The sequence below is a fragment of the Actinomadura madurae genome, from assembly GCF_047130825.1.
GTDB classification, from domain to species: domain Bacteria; phylum Actinomycetota; class Actinomycetes; order Streptosporangiales; family Streptosporangiaceae; genus Spirillospora; species Spirillospora madurae.
The window spans coordinates 6,510,828-6,524,582 of sequence record NZ_CP083237.1 but is presented as its reverse complement, the minus strand read 5'-3'; the positions used below and the strand labels follow the sequence as shown (position 1 = coordinate 6,524,582).

At 72.9% G+C, this 13,755-nt stretch carries 14 protein-coding genes; 9 read left to right on the top strand and 5 right to left on the bottom strand.

Features of this window, described 5'->3' with window-relative positions; all coding sequences use genetic code 11:
• Positions 1–179 precede the first annotated feature (179 nt).
• Complete coding sequence (locus K8Z49_RS29855) at positions 180–830, bottom strand: response regulator transcription factor (protein ID WP_021596784.1); 651 nt, start codon at positions 828–830, stop codon at positions 180–182.
• 17 nt (positions 831–847) lie between these two features.
• Positions 848–1,978: a histidine kinase gene (locus tag K8Z49_RS29850; protein ID WP_412515795.1), complete on the bottom strand. Its 1,131-nt coding sequence runs from the start codon at positions 1,976–1,978 to the stop codon at positions 848–850.
• 136 nt (positions 1,979–2,114) lie between these two features.
• Between K8Z49_RS29850 and K8Z49_RS29845 the strand changes: the two genes are divergently transcribed.
• Positions 2,115–3,623, top strand: coding sequence for an alpha/beta hydrolase (locus tag K8Z49_RS29845; RefSeq protein ID WP_412515794.1), 1,509 nt, complete (start codon positions 2,115–2,117; stop codon positions 3,621–3,623).
• Positions 3,624–3,643: 20 nt separating this feature from the next.
• On the opposite strand, the gene K8Z49_RS29840 is transcribed toward K8Z49_RS29845, so the two are convergent.
• Positions 3,644–4,795, bottom strand: a complete 1,152-nt coding sequence (locus K8Z49_RS29840; protein WP_075024580.1) for a sensor histidine kinase — start codon at positions 4,793–4,795, stop codon at positions 3,644–3,646.
• The gene (locus tag K8Z49_RS29835) at positions 4,792–5,448 is read right to left on the bottom strand and encodes a response regulator transcription factor (RefSeq protein WP_021596788.1); all 657 of its coding nucleotides are present in this window, start codon (positions 5,446–5,448) and stop codon (positions 4,792–4,794) included. The genes K8Z49_RS29840 and K8Z49_RS29835 overlap by 4 nt, the downstream gene beginning before the upstream one ends.
• 117 nt (positions 5,449–5,565) lie before the next feature.
• On the opposite strand from K8Z49_RS29835, the gene K8Z49_RS29830 reads away from it, so the two are divergent.
• From K8Z49_RS29830 to K8Z49_RS29810, 5 genes are all read left to right on the top strand, one after another.
• Positions 5,566–6,066, top strand: coding sequence for a hypothetical protein (locus K8Z49_RS29830; RefSeq protein ID WP_021596789.1), 501 nt, complete (start codon positions 5,566–5,568; stop codon positions 6,064–6,066).
• A 12-nt stretch (positions 6,067–6,078) separates the two neighbouring features.
• On the top strand, positions 6,079–7,239 hold the full coding sequence (locus K8Z49_RS29825; RefSeq protein ID WP_412515793.1) for an efflux RND transporter periplasmic adaptor subunit: 1,161 nt from the start codon (positions 6,079–6,081) through the stop codon (positions 7,237–7,239).
• Positions 7,236–7,940 (top strand): ABC transporter ATP-binding protein, encoded by a 705-nt coding sequence (locus tag K8Z49_RS29820; protein ID WP_021596791.1) that lies wholly within the window; start codon positions 7,236–7,238, stop codon positions 7,938–7,940. Before K8Z49_RS29825 ends, K8Z49_RS29820 begins: the two co-directional genes overlap by 4 nt.
• Positions 7,937–9,139 (top strand): ABC transporter permease, encoded by a 1,203-nt coding sequence (locus K8Z49_RS29815; protein WP_075024584.1) that lies wholly within the window; start codon positions 7,937–7,939, stop codon positions 9,137–9,139. The genes K8Z49_RS29820 and K8Z49_RS29815 overlap by 4 nt, the downstream gene beginning before the upstream one ends.
• A gap of 65 nt (positions 9,140–9,204) precedes the next feature.
• Positions 9,205–10,500 (top strand): aspartyl protease family protein, encoded by a 1,296-nt coding sequence (locus tag K8Z49_RS29810; protein WP_412515792.1) that lies wholly within the window; start codon positions 9,205–9,207, stop codon positions 10,498–10,500.
• Between the two features lie 217 nt (positions 10,501–10,717).
• Here K8Z49_RS29810 and K8Z49_RS29805 read toward each other — a convergent pair whose 3' ends face one another.
• Positions 10,718–11,179 (bottom strand): hypothetical protein, encoded by a 462-nt coding sequence (locus K8Z49_RS29805; protein ID WP_075024586.1) that lies wholly within the window; start codon positions 11,177–11,179, stop codon positions 10,718–10,720.
• Between the two features lie 165 nt (positions 11,180–11,344).
• Here K8Z49_RS29805 and K8Z49_RS29800 point away from each other — a divergent pair, with 165 nt between their 5' ends.
• From K8Z49_RS29800 to K8Z49_RS29790, 3 genes are all read left to right on the top strand, one after another.
• A complete protein-coding gene (locus K8Z49_RS29800) occupies positions 11,345–11,794 on the top strand; it encodes a hypothetical protein (protein WP_021596795.1) in 450 nt (149 codons plus the stop codon).
• Positions 11,795–12,287: 493 nt separating this feature from the next.
• Positions 12,288–13,307: an ATP-binding protein gene (locus K8Z49_RS29795; RefSeq protein WP_024934689.1), complete on the top strand. Its 1,020-nt coding sequence runs from the start codon at positions 12,288–12,290 to the stop codon at positions 13,305–13,307.
• Entirely contained in the window at positions 13,304–13,753 is a 450-nt protein-coding gene (locus K8Z49_RS29790) for a roadblock/LC7 domain-containing protein (protein WP_021594340.1), read from the top strand. Before K8Z49_RS29795 ends, K8Z49_RS29790 begins: the two co-directional genes overlap by 4 nt.
• Positions 13,754–13,755 lie beyond the last annotated feature (2 nt).

The window sequence follows — 13,755 nt, the reverse complement described above, 5'->3', positions numbered from 1 at the left end:
GGGCTTCGCCCCTTGCCCCCTCCGGGGTTGGGGTGCTGCGGGTGTGACTGTCGCCCCTTGGGCAGGTGGCGGGCATGCGTCTGGCGGCGGTTCGGGGCCATGTAGTCCACTTTCCCTGTTCGCGCTCGCTGTGACCAGACGTTCGCCCACTGCCATGGCCGGAATCGGCGCGGGGGTGGTCAGGTGGGGTTGCCGTCCAGGTAGGCGAGTACTGCTCGTACTCGGCGGTGGCCGGAGTCGTCCGGGGCCAGGCCCAGCTTGGCGAAGATGTTGCCGATGTGCTTGTGGACGGCATTGTCGGAAATGCGCATCCGCTCGGCGATGGTGGCGTTGTCGTGGCCCTGCGCCATGAGGGCGAGCGACTCCCGCTCGCGGGCCGTGAGGGTGTCCAGAGGGGTGCCGGCGCGGTGGGCGAGGAGCTGGGCGACCACGTCGGGGTCCATGGCGGTACCGCCGGCCGCGACGCGGCGGAGGGCGTCGACGAACTCGGCCACCCGGCCGATGCGGTCCTTCAGGAGGTAGCCGATGCCGCCGCGGCCGTCGGAGAGGAGTTCGCCCGCGTACTCGCGCTCGACGTACTGCGACAGCACCAGGATCGGCAGCGGGCCGTGCTCGCGGCGGGCCCGCAGTGCGGCGTGGATTCCCTCGTCGCGGAACGACGGCGGCAGCCGCACGTCGACGATGGCGATGTCGGGGCGGTGCTCGGCGACGGCGGCGAGGAACGCCTCGGCGTCGCCGGTGACCGCCACGACCTGGCAGCCCCTGGACTGCAGTAGGAGTTCCAGGCCGCTTGATAGCAGGACGTTGTCTTCTGCGATCACGACCCGCACGGAATCCTCCTGGACGGTCATGGTGCGCACGGCACCCGGACGGTGAGCGTGGTGGGGCCGCCCGGCGGGCTGTCGAGGCGGACGGTGCCGTCCAGGGCGGCGACCCGCCGGCGTATCCCGGTGATGCCGGTGCCGTGGCCCTCGTCGGCGCCGCCCTTGCCGTCGTCGGTGACCTCGATGCCCAGCACGTCGCCGGTTCGCTCGACCCGGAGGTCCGCCCGCGTGGCGGCGGCGTGCTTGGCCGTGTTCGTCAGCGCCTCGGCGATCACGTAGTAGGCCACAGCCTCGACGCTGGCTGGGAGGGAGCCCAGGTCGGCGAGGTCGATGCGGACGGGCACGTTCGACCGGGCGGCCAGCGACGCCAGCGCGCCGTCGAGGCCGCGGTCGGCGAGGATCGGCGGGTAGATCGTCCGGAGCACCGCGCGGAGCTCGGTCATCGCCTCCTCCGCCGTCTCGTGCGCCTGCTGGATCAGCGGCCCCACCGCGTCCGGGTCGTCGGTGAGCGACTCCCGGGCGATGCCCAGCTGCATGGCGATGGTCACCAGGCGGGCTTGCGTCCCGTCGTGCAGATCGCGTTCGATCCGCTGGAGCTCGGTGCCGTGGGCGTCGACCACGCCGACCCGGGTCTTGGTCAGGGTGTCGACGCGTTCGGTGAGCCGCTCGGTGGCCGACGGCGCGAGCACCGCCAGGCACAGGCGCGCGTGGAGGCGCGCCAGCCAGGGGAGCCCCCACCAGGCGGCCGCGCCGAGGAGGGCGATCTGCACAGAGCTTCCGATCAGTGCGGTCGCCCAGTTGTTTATGTGGACGTCGAGGAACGAGAACAGGGTGGGGCGTGTGTCTGCGGGAAACGCCCACCAGAAGGGCAGTGCCACTGCGGCGACCAGGATGTTGCCCAAGCACATCAGGGCGGCGAGTCCCAGCGGGAAACCGGCGGCGACGTGCGCGAGTGCCCAGGCTAGGTTCCGCCGCGTAGACGGCTGTCCGTCGGCTGGAACGCCGAGCAGCCTGGCGGCTCGCCGGTGGTGCCAGGCCGCCCATCCCCGTGCCGCCGGTGGCGCGAGCAGCACCGGCAACGCCGGTACCGTGGCCACGGACGTGGCCAGCGTGCCCAGCAGGTAGGCCGAGCCGGAGAACGCCCGGTTACGCATACGGACCTCCTTATCCCGGCGGTATGGAGGCCATTGTTCGCCACCGGGCCCGGTCTGGCACTACAGCGGGCTGTAGGTCAACGCCTGCGGCGGGCTGTATCGTGCCGGAGTTCCGGCCGAATTAGCGTCCTCGACCATGAAAACGACATTCGGCCGTTTGGTTCCGGCCCTCGCCCTGACCGCCCTTTCCGCCGCTGTTCCCTCATTGGCCAGAGCCGACTCCGGGCCGCCTCCTTCGCTGGAATGGAAGGCCTGCGCCCAGGGGGCCGACGACACCGTCGGGAAGGATCTCGACCGGGCGGGCGCGCGGTGTGCGGAGGTCACCGTGCCGCTCGACCACTCCAAGCCCGGGGGCCGCACCATCACGCTGGCGCTGTCTCGCCTTCCTGCCACTGACCGGGCCCATCGCATCGGCACGATGGTGCTCAACAATGGCGGGCCCGGCCAGCCCACGCTGGGCATGCCGCTGCAGGTGCGCGCGGCCATGAAGGACGTCGCCGCCCGCTATGACCTCGTCGGCCTGGACCCGCGCTTCGTCGGGCGCAGCACGCCGCTCGACTGCGGCTGGCCGATCGGCATGTTCCTCCGGTCTGCCGGCGCGACCCGCGCCCGGTTCGACCACCAGGTGGCGGTGCAGCGCGACCTGGCCGAACGCTGCGCCCGGCGCCACGGCGACGTGCTCCCCTACGTCAACACCCGCGACACGGCCCGCGACATCGACCTCGTGCGCCGGGTCCTCGGCGAGCGCCGGATCTCCTTCCTCGGCTACTCCTACGGCGCCTACCTCGGCGCGGTCTACACCCAGATGTTCCCCGGCCGCACCGACCGTGTGGTCTTGGACAGCGCGGGCGATCCGCGCACGTGGGGCCCCCTGGCTTTGCGGGGCACCGAGGACGAGGCGGAACGCGCGCTGCGCGGCTGGGCGGTCTGGGCCGCCGGACGGCACGGCACCTACGGCCTCGGCGCCACCCCCGGCCGCGTGCTCGCCACCGTGAACGCGATCGTCGCCGCCGCGGAGGACCGTCCGCTGCGCGTCGGGTCGTATGAAGTGGACGACCAGGTGGTCCCCTACATCCTCTCCAACGGCTCGGGCGACGACCGTCCCGCGGCCCGCGCGCAGTTCAGCTCGACCGTCCGGACCCTGAACGAGGCCGCGCACGGCCGCCCGGCCGACCCCGGCCCCGAACTCGACGGGCAGCTGAGGTTCGTCCTGACCGGTGAGGGCTCCCCGCTCGTCAGCCCGACGGCCGCGATCACCTGCGGCGACCGCGCCGCGCCGCGCGACCCCGACGTCTACTGGAAGGACGTGCAGCGCAGCCGCGCCCGGCATCCCCTGTTCGGCCCGCTGAAGAACAACATCTGGCCCTGTGCCTTCTGGCCGGGGCAGCCGCGCGAGCGTCCCACCAGTATCGGCAATTCCACCCCCGCGCTGATCGTGTCCTCGACCGGCGACACCGCCACCACCTACGAGGGCGGCAAGGCCATGCACCGGGCGCTGACCGGCTCCCGCCTGCTCACCCTGCGCGGCACCATCGCCCACGGGATCTACGGCGAGTACGGCAACGCGTGTGTGGACGCCAAGGTCAACGCCTACCTGGCCACCGGTGTTCTCCCTGCCACCGACCCGGTCTGCGACCCCAGCTGATGCGCCCTCTTCTGTATCGCCTATGCGGCCGGGAAGGCGGCCTCGACGACGAGGCCGCCGTCCTGGCGCGGGGAGGCGTTGAGGGTTCCGCCGTGCGCCAGCACGATCGCGTGGACGATGGACAGGCCGAGCCCGTGGTGCCCGTCGCCGCGGGCGGAGCGGTCCAGCCGCTGGAACGGTTCGAGCAGCCGCGCCACCTGTTCCGGCGGGACGACCGGGCCGGTGTTGCTCACGCTGATCACGGCCTGCCCGTCCCGCGTTCCGGTCGTCACGTCGACGCTCCCTCCGGGCACGTTGTACCGCATGGCGTTGTCGACGAGGTTGGCCACGAGGCGCTCGACCAGGGCGGGGTCGCCCGCGGTCGCGGCGGGGGCGATCCGCGAATACAGGCGCGGGCCGCCGGGTGGCTCCGGACGGTCCGCCAGCACCCGCTCGGTGAGTGCGGCCAGGTTGACCGGGACGCGGCCGTCCAGCCCGCGCTCGCTGGTGGCGAGGGTGAGCAGCGACTCCAGCAGCCTTCCCTGCTGGTCGCTGATCGTCAGGATCCGCTCGAAGGTCGTCTGGAACGCCTCAAGGGTCGGCCGCCGGTCGGTGAGCGTCTCCTCCACCAGCGCGCGTTCGAGCGTGAGCGGGGTGCGGAGCTCGTGCGCGGCGTTGGCGACGAAGCGCTTCTGCGCGTCGAGCGCGGCCTCCAGGCGCCCGAGCAGGCCGTCCACGGTGTCGGCGAGGTCCCTGAGCTCGTCGCGGGGGCCGGTGAGGGCCAGCCGCTCGTGCACGTTGCGCGCCGAGATGTGCCGGACGGTCGTGGTCATCGTGCGCAGCGGGCGCAGCACCCGTCCCGCGACGAACCAGCCGAGCGCCAGGGACGCCACGAGCATGATCGCCAGTGCGATCCCGGCCTGGGCGAGGAACCCGTGCGTCAGCGCGTCCTGCTGCTGCTCCCTCCACACGGCCACCGAATCGGTCGTCTCGGGGGGAAGGCCCAGCCGGGCCGCGCAGTCCTCGATTCTCGCGTCGACGCACGGCACCCGCACCTTGAAGACCGCGTTCCTCCGCATGAGCACGAACGTGATCGCCAGCAGGACCGCGCCGGAGGCGGCGAACAGCGACCCGTACAGCAGCGTGAGGCGCATCCGGACCGTCCGCGGCACCCCGCGCGGGAGCGGCCTCATATCCGGTAGCCGCTCTGCGGGACGGTCTCGATCACCGGCGGGGAGCCCAGTTTGGCGCGCAGGCGGTTGATCGTCGCCTTGACCGTGGTGGTGAACGGGTCGGCCGCCTCGTCCCAGACGCGTTCCAGCAGTTCCTCGGCGGAGACCACGCGCCCTCCCGCCGCGAGCAGGTACTCCAGCACCGCCATCTCCTTCGGGCTCAGCGCCAGCCGCAGCCCGGCGCGGGTGGCGACGCGCCGCGCCGGGTCGAGCCGCAGGTCGCCGTGCTCCAGGATCGGCGGCAGGGCCGGCTGCGCCCGCCGCCCGAGGGCGCGGATCCGCGCGACCAGCTCGGCGTACGCGAACGGTTTCGGCAGGTAGTCGTCGGCGCCCAGGCTGAGCCCCTCGACCCGGTCGGCGATCGTGCCGGACGCGGTGAGCATCAGCACCCGGGTCCGGCGGCCCGGGTCGGCCACCAGCGCGCGGCAGACGTCGTCGCCGTGCACGCCGGGCAGGTCGCGGTCCAGCACGACCACGTCGTAGTCGGTCAGCGCCGCGCGGTCGAGCGCGGCCCGGCCGTCGAGGGCGACGTCCACCGCCATCCCCTCGCGCCGCAGGACCCGGGCGACGGAGCCCGCCAGCTCCGCGTGATCCTCGGCCACCAGCACCCTCATCCCGGTCAGCCTCCCCGAATCGCGGTCACAGCCGGGTCACAGCCTCGCGCACCGCCATGTGACCGCTCCCCTTCTAGACATGACCTCGCACAACGATGTCTTTCGGGAAGGGGAACGATGAACAGGGCCTCGGTGTTGCTGGCCGCGTCGGCCGCCGCCCTCGCCGTGACCGCCGCCGGATGCGGGGGCTCCGGCGAATCGGCGTCGGGCACGACTTCGTCCGGCGCGAAGGCGGTCGCCACGGCGGACCAGGGGATCAAGCACGCGCAGTGCATGCGCGAGAACGGCCTTCCAGGCTACCCCGACCCCGGCCAGAACCCGGGCGCGAACTTCCCGGGCCGCGACTCCGCGGCGTTCCGGAAGGCGCGGCAGGCGTGCCAGTCGCTGGAGCCGCCCCAGAACCGGCCCGGCACGCCGGAGAACGCCGAGCTCCAGGCGAAGATGCTCAAGTGGACGCGGTGCATGCGCGAGAACGGCGTCCCGAATTTCCCCGACCCGCAGAACGGGCGCATCCTCATCGAGAAGGGCACGATCGACAACAAGACCCCGCAGTTCCGCAGGGCCGTCGAAGCCTGCCGCCCGTTCGAGGTCGGCGGCGCCAAGGGCGCCGGCGGCTGAGGCGGGGATTCGATGAGCACCAGAGTGACCGAACCGGCCCTGGAGGCGCGGGACGCGCCCGCCCGCCCGCCGCGCAGACGCCGCAGGATGATCGGCGGCGGTGCCGTCCTCGCGGTCGTGGCCGCCGTCGCGGCAGTCGCCGTGACGGCTTCGTCCGGTGACGGCGGCGAAGCCGAGACGGCGACGGGCGGCGGGACGTCGCTCGTGGCGGTCCAGCAGGGCCCCCTCTCCTCGCAGGTCGGCCAGAGCGGGACGCTCTCGTACGCGGCCGGCGCCACCGGGACCCCGTACCAGGTGGTCAACCAGGCGAAGGGGACCTACACGCGGATGCCGGTGGCGGGCGCGCAGATCGACTGCGGCGAGACGCTGTACAAGGTCGACCAGAAGCCGGTGATCCTGGTCTGCGGAAGCGTCCCCGCGTACCGGGACCTGTCCGTGGGCGACGACGGCAAGGACGTCCGGGCGCTGAACAGGACCCTGGTGGACGGGGGCTACGCCGAACGGTCCAGGCTCGATCCCGATTCCGGCCACTTCGGCTGGGCGACCGCGGCGGCGCTGGAGAAGCTCCAGGACGAGCGCGGCGCCGACGTGACCGGCAGGCTGGACCTCGGCCAGGCGGTGTCCCTGCCCGGCCCGCTGCGGATCGGCAAGGTGACGGCCGGGAACGGCACGGGCGCGGTCCCGGGCCGTCCGGTCATGGAGGCCTCGTCGAACCGGCGCGAGGTGGTCGTGAACCTCGACCCGTCCCAGCAGTCGGAGGTCAGGAAGGGCGACGGCGCGCAGATCACGCTCCCGGACAACCGGACCACGCCCGGGGTGGTGACCCGGATCGGCACGGTCGCGACGTCCTCCGGAAAGGACGGCGCCGACGCGGCGCCCGCGACGCTCCCCATCTACATCACGCTCAAGCGCCCGAAGGACGCCGGGACGCTCGACCAGGCACCGGTCCAGGTGGAGATCACCACGGACGGCGTGAAGAACGCGCTCAGCGTGCCGGTCACCGCGCTCCTCGGGCGGGCCGGCGGCGGCTACGAGGTCGAGGTCGCGGCGGGGGACGGCGGCCGGACCCGGTTCGTCCCGGTCACGCTGGGGCTGTTCGACCATGCCAACGGGCGGGTCCAGGTCTCCGGCGCGCTGGCGGCCGGTGACCGAGTGGTGGTGCCGTCGACATGAGCGGGACGAACGTCATCGAGTTGGAGCGCGTCACCAAGATTTACGGTTCGGAGCCGCCCGTCCACGCGCTGCGCGGGGTGAGCTTCACCGTCCGGAGCGGGGAACTGGTCGCGATCGTCGGCCCGTCGGGATCGGGCAAGTCCACGCTGCTGCACATCCTCGGCACGCTCGACCGGCCCACCGCGGGCACGGTGCGGATCGACGGGGAGGACGTCGCGGCGCTCACCGACCGCCGGCTCGCAGCCCTGCGGGCGCGCAGCATCGGCTTCGTCTTCCAGCAGTTCCACCTGTCCGAGCACACGACCGTCCTGGAGAACGTCGCCGACGGCCTGCTGTACGGCGGCGTCGGACGGACCGAGCGGCGCGGGCGGGCCGCCGAGGCGCTCGCCCGGGTCGGGCTGCAGGACCGGGCGGGCTTCCTGCCGAGCAGGCTCTCGGGCGGGCAGCGCCAGCGCGTGGCGATCGCCCGCGCCCTGGTCGGCCGCCCGGCCATCGTGCTCGCCGACGAGCCGACCGGGAACCTCGACAGCACGACGGGCGCGGCGATCATCGAGCTGCTGCACGAGCTCAACGCGGGCGGCGCGACCATCCTGGTGATCACGCACGACGGCGGGCTGGCCGCCCAGATGCCCCGCCGGCTGCACGTCCTCGACGGGCGGATCGTCTCCGACAGCGCGGCGCGCGAGATGGAGGGCGTATGAGGCCGTCGGACCAGCTGCGCGTGGCCGGCGCCGGGATCCGGGCGCGCCGCCTGCGGGCCGCGCTGTCCGCGCTCGGGATAGCGATCGGCACCGCGGCGATCGTGGCGGTGCTCGGGCTGTCCGCGTCGTCCCAGGCCGGGCTGCTGGCACAGATCGACCGGCTCGGCACGAACCTGCTGACCGCCAACACCGGAAAATCGGTCACCGGCGGGACGGCGCAGCTCCCGGCCGCCGCGCCCCAGCGGATCTCCCATCTGCCCGACGTCGAGGACACGGCGCACGCGGGCGCCATCGACGGCGCGAGCGTGTACCGCAGCCCGCTGATCCCGGCGATCAACACCAACGCCCTGAAAGTGGAGGCCGCCAGCCTCAACCTCCCCGAGGTGGTCGGGACCGGTGTGGCGCAGGGCCGCTGGCTGAACGCGGCGACCGAGCGCCAGCCGGTCACGGTGCTCGGGGCGCTCGCCGCGCAGCGTCTCGGGATCGACCGCGTCTACCCGGGGCAGCGGATCTGGCTGAAGAACCAGTGGTTCTACGTCGCGGGCATCCTGGAGCCCGCGGCGCTGTCGACCGACATCGACACCAGCGCCCTGATCGGCTACCCGGCCGCGGAGCGCTACCTCGGCTACACGGCCGTCGACAAGGGCGCGGCGGTGCCCGGACCTCCGACGACGGTCTACGTGCGGGCCCGGACGGACCGGGTGAACGCGGTGCAGGGGGTCCTCGCGCAGACCGCGAACCCCGAGGCGCCCGCCGACGTCGACGTCAGCCAGCCGTCGGACGCGCTCACCGCGCGGGCCGCCGCGGAGGGCGCGTTCGACAGCCTGTTCCTCGGGCTCGGGGTGGTGGCGCTGCTCGTGGGCGCGGTCGGGGTCGCCAACATCATGATCATCTCGGTGCTGGAGCGGCGGTCGGAGATCGGGCTGCGCCGGGCGCTCGGCGCGACCCGGGGGCACATCCGCACCCAGTTCCTGTCCGAGGCGGTGATGCTCGCGCTGCTCGGCGGGGTCGCCGGAGTCGCGGCCGGGGCGCTGACCACCGCGGTCTACGCGAGCGTCAAGGGCTGGGCGGTGGTGATCCCGGCCGAGGCGTGGGCCGGCGGGATCGGCGCCGCGATCCTGATCGGCGCGATCGCCGGGCTGCTGCCGGCCCTGCGAGCCGCCCGCCTCTCCCCGACCGAGGCGCTGCGCACGCTCTGAGCGTCAAGGAGCCGCCAGCACGCCTGGAAGGTGCCGCGGCCAACGATCACGAAAAGGAGAAGGCAATGACCGATGACGGCGAATGGGACCGGCGTTCCGTCCTTCGGGGCGCGGCCGTGGTGGCAGGCGCCGCCGCGGCGGTGCCGCTGCTGGGCGAGGCCGCCACGGCGCGAACGGGGACCGATGACGCGGACGCGCTGTTCAAGGCCGGCAGGTTCGAGCAGGCCGGCCGAGCCTACGAGAAGATCCTGAAGACGGACCCCGAGAACGTCCGGGCGGCCCGCCAGCGCGGCTATGTCGGGCTGCTGAGCAACAGGTTTCCCGAGGCCGAGAAGTACCTCAGGATGGCCTTCGACCTGGCGCCCGACGACAAGGAGACCAACCAGCTCCTGGGCGACTGCTACATCCGGCAGGACAGGTTCTCCCTCTCCGTGCCGCACTGGCGGGCGGCCGGCGGCGAGGTGCGCGCGAAATGGTTCGAGGCGCTCCGCGGTCAGGCGTATCAGATCCACGGCGACACGGCGCGGCTGCCATGGCAGCAGCTGGATCCGTCCGCGCTGGTGGAGGGCTCGGTCAACGGCGGACCGCCGAAGCGCTTCATGTTCTACACCGGCGCCCCGTGGCTCGGCATGTCGGCGGAGGTGGCCGAGGAGGCCGGGCTCACCGCCGTGGCCGAGCAGAAGATCGATTACCTGAACGGCACCGCATGGCAGTACTTCGGGGTGCTGGAATCGTTCAGGATGGGCGGCATCGAACTGCGCAACATCCCCGTGGAGTGGTCGGAGACGGACCAGGCTTCGCCCGGGGGCGCCAACGACGGCATCATCGGCACGTGGATCTTCTACCACCTGCTGACCACGTTCGACTACGCGGGCCGGTCGCTGATCCTGCGCCGCCGGACCCCCGAGGCGGCCGCCAAGGTGCGCGCCGAGGCCGCACGGGCAGGCGCCAAGCCCCTGCCGCTGTGGCTGGCTCGTGAGCATGCGGTGCACAGCAGGGGCAGCATCGCCGGCTCCGGGCCCGGGGTGGTGGGCCTGTCCATCGGCGGAGCCACCGAGACCGCCGCGATCGTGTCCGAGGAAACGGCCAAGCGTCTGCGGGTCCGCACCGACTACGACCGCCCGATGGAGACCTTCGGCCACAGCCATCCCGTCGTCGTCTACCCCTGCTACCCGAAGGAGATACGCCTCGGCAGCGCCACCGCCAAGGAGGTCTACTGCGGTGCGAACCCGACCATGCGGCCCGCCCCCAACGGGTTCGACACGCTGGGCGCCTTCTTCCACCCCTTCTACAAGCCCTACAACATCACCCTCGACTTCACCGACATGAACGTCTACATCGCCCGGGGCAAGGCCGCCTGACCGCCGCGACCGCACGGGCGTCATGGCACCCCCAGGTAGCCGTGACGCCCGTGCCGCCCCTTACGTCCGCGGGCCGGTTTCAATGAGGCGGCAGTGGCGGCCCGTTCGCAGGTTCGCGGTGGCGTTGGCACGGCAGCAGGGCGCGGATCGATCTGCTCGGCAACGGCGGACAGCCCCATGGGCCGCATCCGGTCCAAGTGACGTCCCGAACGGGCCCTTACTGCCCGGCGCGGTGCATCTGCTCGGCCTTGCGCCAGCCTTCGTGGCAGGCGGCCAGGAAGGCCGCCTTGCCCGCGGGGAACTTGCCGCCGCCTTCGACACCCTTGACGTAGGACTTCTCGCAGAAGTTGGCCTGGGGCCGGTCGCCCATGGTGTAGCGCATGCCCGCCGCCAGCTGCGCCATCTTCAGGTACGTGTACTTCTTCCCTTCCGGGTCGATCATCACGATCTGCTTGCTGGTCGGGAGCTTGATCTTGGGCTTGGTGGTGGTCGGCGCGGGAGTCCCGGGGGCGCTCGTGGTCGGGGTGGCCTGCGCGGGTGCGGGCGTCGCCGTGGTCGCCGCCGTGGACGGTGCGGAGGACGAGCCGGCCGCCCCGGACTTGTCGTCCCCCTCGCATGCGGCGGCACCGACGAGAAGGAGGCCACCGAGAGCCAGGCGGATCGCGATGTTCATGGTCACGGAGGGACTCCGGGAGGCTGGGAGCGTGTGCGGACGGAGGCTAACAGAACCCGCGTACGCACGACCAGGCATTATGCGGCCCGCCGGTCGCTCGGGTGCGGGCGATGTTCCACCAAGCCGAGCCCCCGCACGTTGACGGGCCGCCTCCCGGGGTAGCGGGGGACCATGGACAGACTGACGCGCGGGCTGGCGGCCGGAGCGGCCGGGACCACCGCACTCAATTTGGTGACCTACCTGGACATGGCGGTTCGGGGCCGTCCGGCGAGCACCACGCCGGAGCAGAGCGTGGAGCGGCTGGCGGACGTGGCCGGCGTCGACCTCGGCGAGGGCGAGCAGGCCGAGAACCGCAAGGCCGGGCTCGGGCCGGTCCTCGGCTTCGGCACCGGGCTCGGCGCCGGCCTGCTGTTCGGTCTGGTCGCGGGGCGGCGGCGGGTTCCGCGGCCGGTCGGGGCGGTCGCGCTGACGGGGCTGGCGATGCTCGGGTCCAGCGCCCCGATGACCCTGCTGGGGCTGACCGATCCTCGCGAGTGGACGGCCTCGGACTGGGCCGCCGACGTCATCCCGCATCTGGCCTACGGTGCCGTGGCCGCCGGCGTGTACGACGCCCTGCGCTGAGCGCAGCCCCCGTCTAAAACGGGAAAATGGGATCTTTGTGGCAAATATGGCGGCTTGGTCATTGGGCATTGATCGCTACATGTCACTCTGCCACCCTTGTGCGTGGTCGCCGCACGGGGCCTGCTCTCGGACGCGGAGGCGCGTGGCTTCGCCGTGCGCCGGCGCGACGTAGACGCGCCTGAAGGTCATGCTGTGCCGGCTGTCCGTGCGCGGGCACAACGACCGGAAGGACGACGCGGAGCATGATGCGGGGCCGGGGCGGTAGGCCGCCGAACGCGCGGTACGGCGGTGACCGAACGTGAGCTGGTGGAGGCGCAGCGCTTCCGCTGCCAGGACGTCCCAGACGCCCCCCATGAGGTACGCGGCACCACCCCGGCAAGGCGGCTGGGGCGCACCGGCACAGGACGGCGGTCCCGCCTCCCAGGCCGGTCATGCCGGTCACGCCCCGGCGGGCCCTCCCGTCGCGACCCCGGAACCGAGCGCCTGGCCGGCCGTGTGCGAGCAGTTCTCCCAGCAGGTGCTGCTGCTGAGCGAGCAGCTCCGTCCCGCCATGGACCAGCTCGAAAGCGAGGAAGAGGACGCCGACCGGCTGCAGCTCCTCTACCAGGTCGACCACGCCGTCACGCGGATGCGCCGCGCGGCGCGGGAGATGAGCGTCCTCGCCGGGGGCGGCTCGGCGGAGATGGGCGGGCACACCACCTCGCTCGTGGACGTCGTGCGGCTCGCCGAGTCGTCGATCGAGCGGTACACCCAGGTGGTCATCGGCAAGGTCGTCCAGCTCGCCGTGGTCCCCTACGCGTCCGATGACGTGGCGTCCCTGCTCGTCGTGCTGCTGGACAACGCGACCAGGTACTCGCCGTCCGCCGTCACGGTCAGCGCGCACCTCCTGGACAACGGCGCCGTCATGATGCGGATCGAGGACAAGGGCATCGGCATCGCCCCCGACCGGCTCCAGGCCATCAACGCGATGCTTTCCGGTCCCGTCCCGCCGATCGGGGCCGACACCGCCCGGCACACGGGCTTCCCGGTCGCCCACCGCCTGGCGGCCAAGCACGGGATCGGCGTGGGTCTCGCGTGCCGCCCGGCGGCGAGCGGCTCCGCCCAGGGGACGGTCGCGATGGTCGTGGTCCCGCCCGCCCTGCTGTGCGAGCTGGCGGAGGAGCCCCTCGTCCCGCCCCGTCCGGCGGCCTCGGCCGCGCCGCATCCCGGCGGTGCCGTGGACCGGTCGCTGGCGCACCTGCGGGCGCCGGAGCGCGTGCCCGATCTCGCCGAGCCCGCCGCGCAGCCGCCGCTGTCCGCCCTGGACCCGCTGCCGCGCCGGGAGAGCATGAGCCTGCGGCGTTCGGAGGCGGCGCCGGAGGCGAGCGTGTCGCCGCTGCGCGCGGAGGGCGCGCCCGGCCGCGGAACGGCCGCCCGGTCGTTCGCCGAGGACCTGGAGGCCTTCACCTCGGGCGCTCCGGCGGCGGACCGGCACGAAGCCGACGATCCTCCGGAGGGACGAGCCGAACCATGACCGTCAACGCCGACAACGGCCGGCCGCAGGGCCCGGAGGGGTTCGGCTGGCTGCTCAACGACTTCGCGGGCTCGACGCCGGGCGTCGCGCACGCGCTGCTGGTGTCCTCCGACGGCCTGGCGCTCGTCGGCTCCGGCCGGATGCCCGCCGACTTCGCCGACCCGATGGCGGCGATGACCAGCGGCATGATCAGCCTGGCGAACAACATCGCCCGCCGGGTCGGGGAGAGCGGCTGCGAGCAGGTGATGCTGAAGTTCCCGGCGGGCCACTTCCTGTTCATGAGCATCGGCAGCCTGGCCGGGCTGGCGGTGCTGGTGTCCGAGGGCGCCAACCTCGGCGCGGTCGCCTACCGGATGGGCCGGCTCGTCGAGAGCGTCGGGCACGTGCTGACCCCGCAGATGCGCGACGACCTGCGCCGGATGTCGGCGGGGCAGGGCATGCCATGAGC

Bases quoted from the DNA above. Each gene is read 5' to 3' on its own strand.
- K8Z49_RS29810 (WP_412515792.1), top strand. From the start codon at position 9,205: ATGACCGATGACGGCGAATGGGACCGGCGTTCCGTCCTTCGGGGCGCG.
- K8Z49_RS29800 (WP_021596795.1), top strand. From the start codon at position 11,345: ATGGACAGACTGACGCGCGGGCTGGCGGCCGGAGCGGCCGGGACCACC.
- K8Z49_RS29825 (WP_412515793.1), top strand. From the start codon at position 6,079: ATGAGCACCAGAGTGACCGAACCGGCCCTGGAGGCGCGGGACGCGCCC.
- K8Z49_RS29815 (WP_075024584.1), top strand. From the start codon at position 7,937: ATGAGGCCGTCGGACCAGCTGCGCGTGGCCGGCGCCGGGATCCGGGCG.
- K8Z49_RS29845 (WP_412515794.1), top strand. From the start codon at position 2,115: ATGAAAACGACATTCGGCCGTTTGGTTCCGGCCCTCGCCCTGACCGCC.
- K8Z49_RS29820 (WP_021596791.1), top strand. From the start codon at position 7,236: ATGAGCGGGACGAACGTCATCGAGTTGGAGCGCGTCACCAAGATTTAC.
- K8Z49_RS29835 (WP_021596788.1), bottom strand. From the start codon at position 5,448: ATGAGGGTGCTGGTGGCCGAGGATCACGCGGAGCTGGCGGGCTCCGTC.
- K8Z49_RS29840 (WP_075024580.1), bottom strand. From the start codon at position 4,795: ATGAGGCCGCTCCCGCGCGGGGTGCCGCGGACGGTCCGGATGCGCCTC.
- K8Z49_RS29850 (WP_412515795.1), bottom strand. From the start codon at position 1,978: ATGCGTAACCGGGCGTTCTCCGGCTCGGCCTACCTGCTGGGCACGCTG.
- K8Z49_RS29830 (WP_021596789.1), top strand. From the start codon at position 5,566: ATGAACAGGGCCTCGGTGTTGCTGGCCGCGTCGGCCGCCGCCCTCGCC.
- K8Z49_RS29790 (WP_021594340.1), top strand. From the start codon at position 13,304: ATGACCGTCAACGCCGACAACGGCCGGCCGCAGGGCCCGGAGGGGTTC.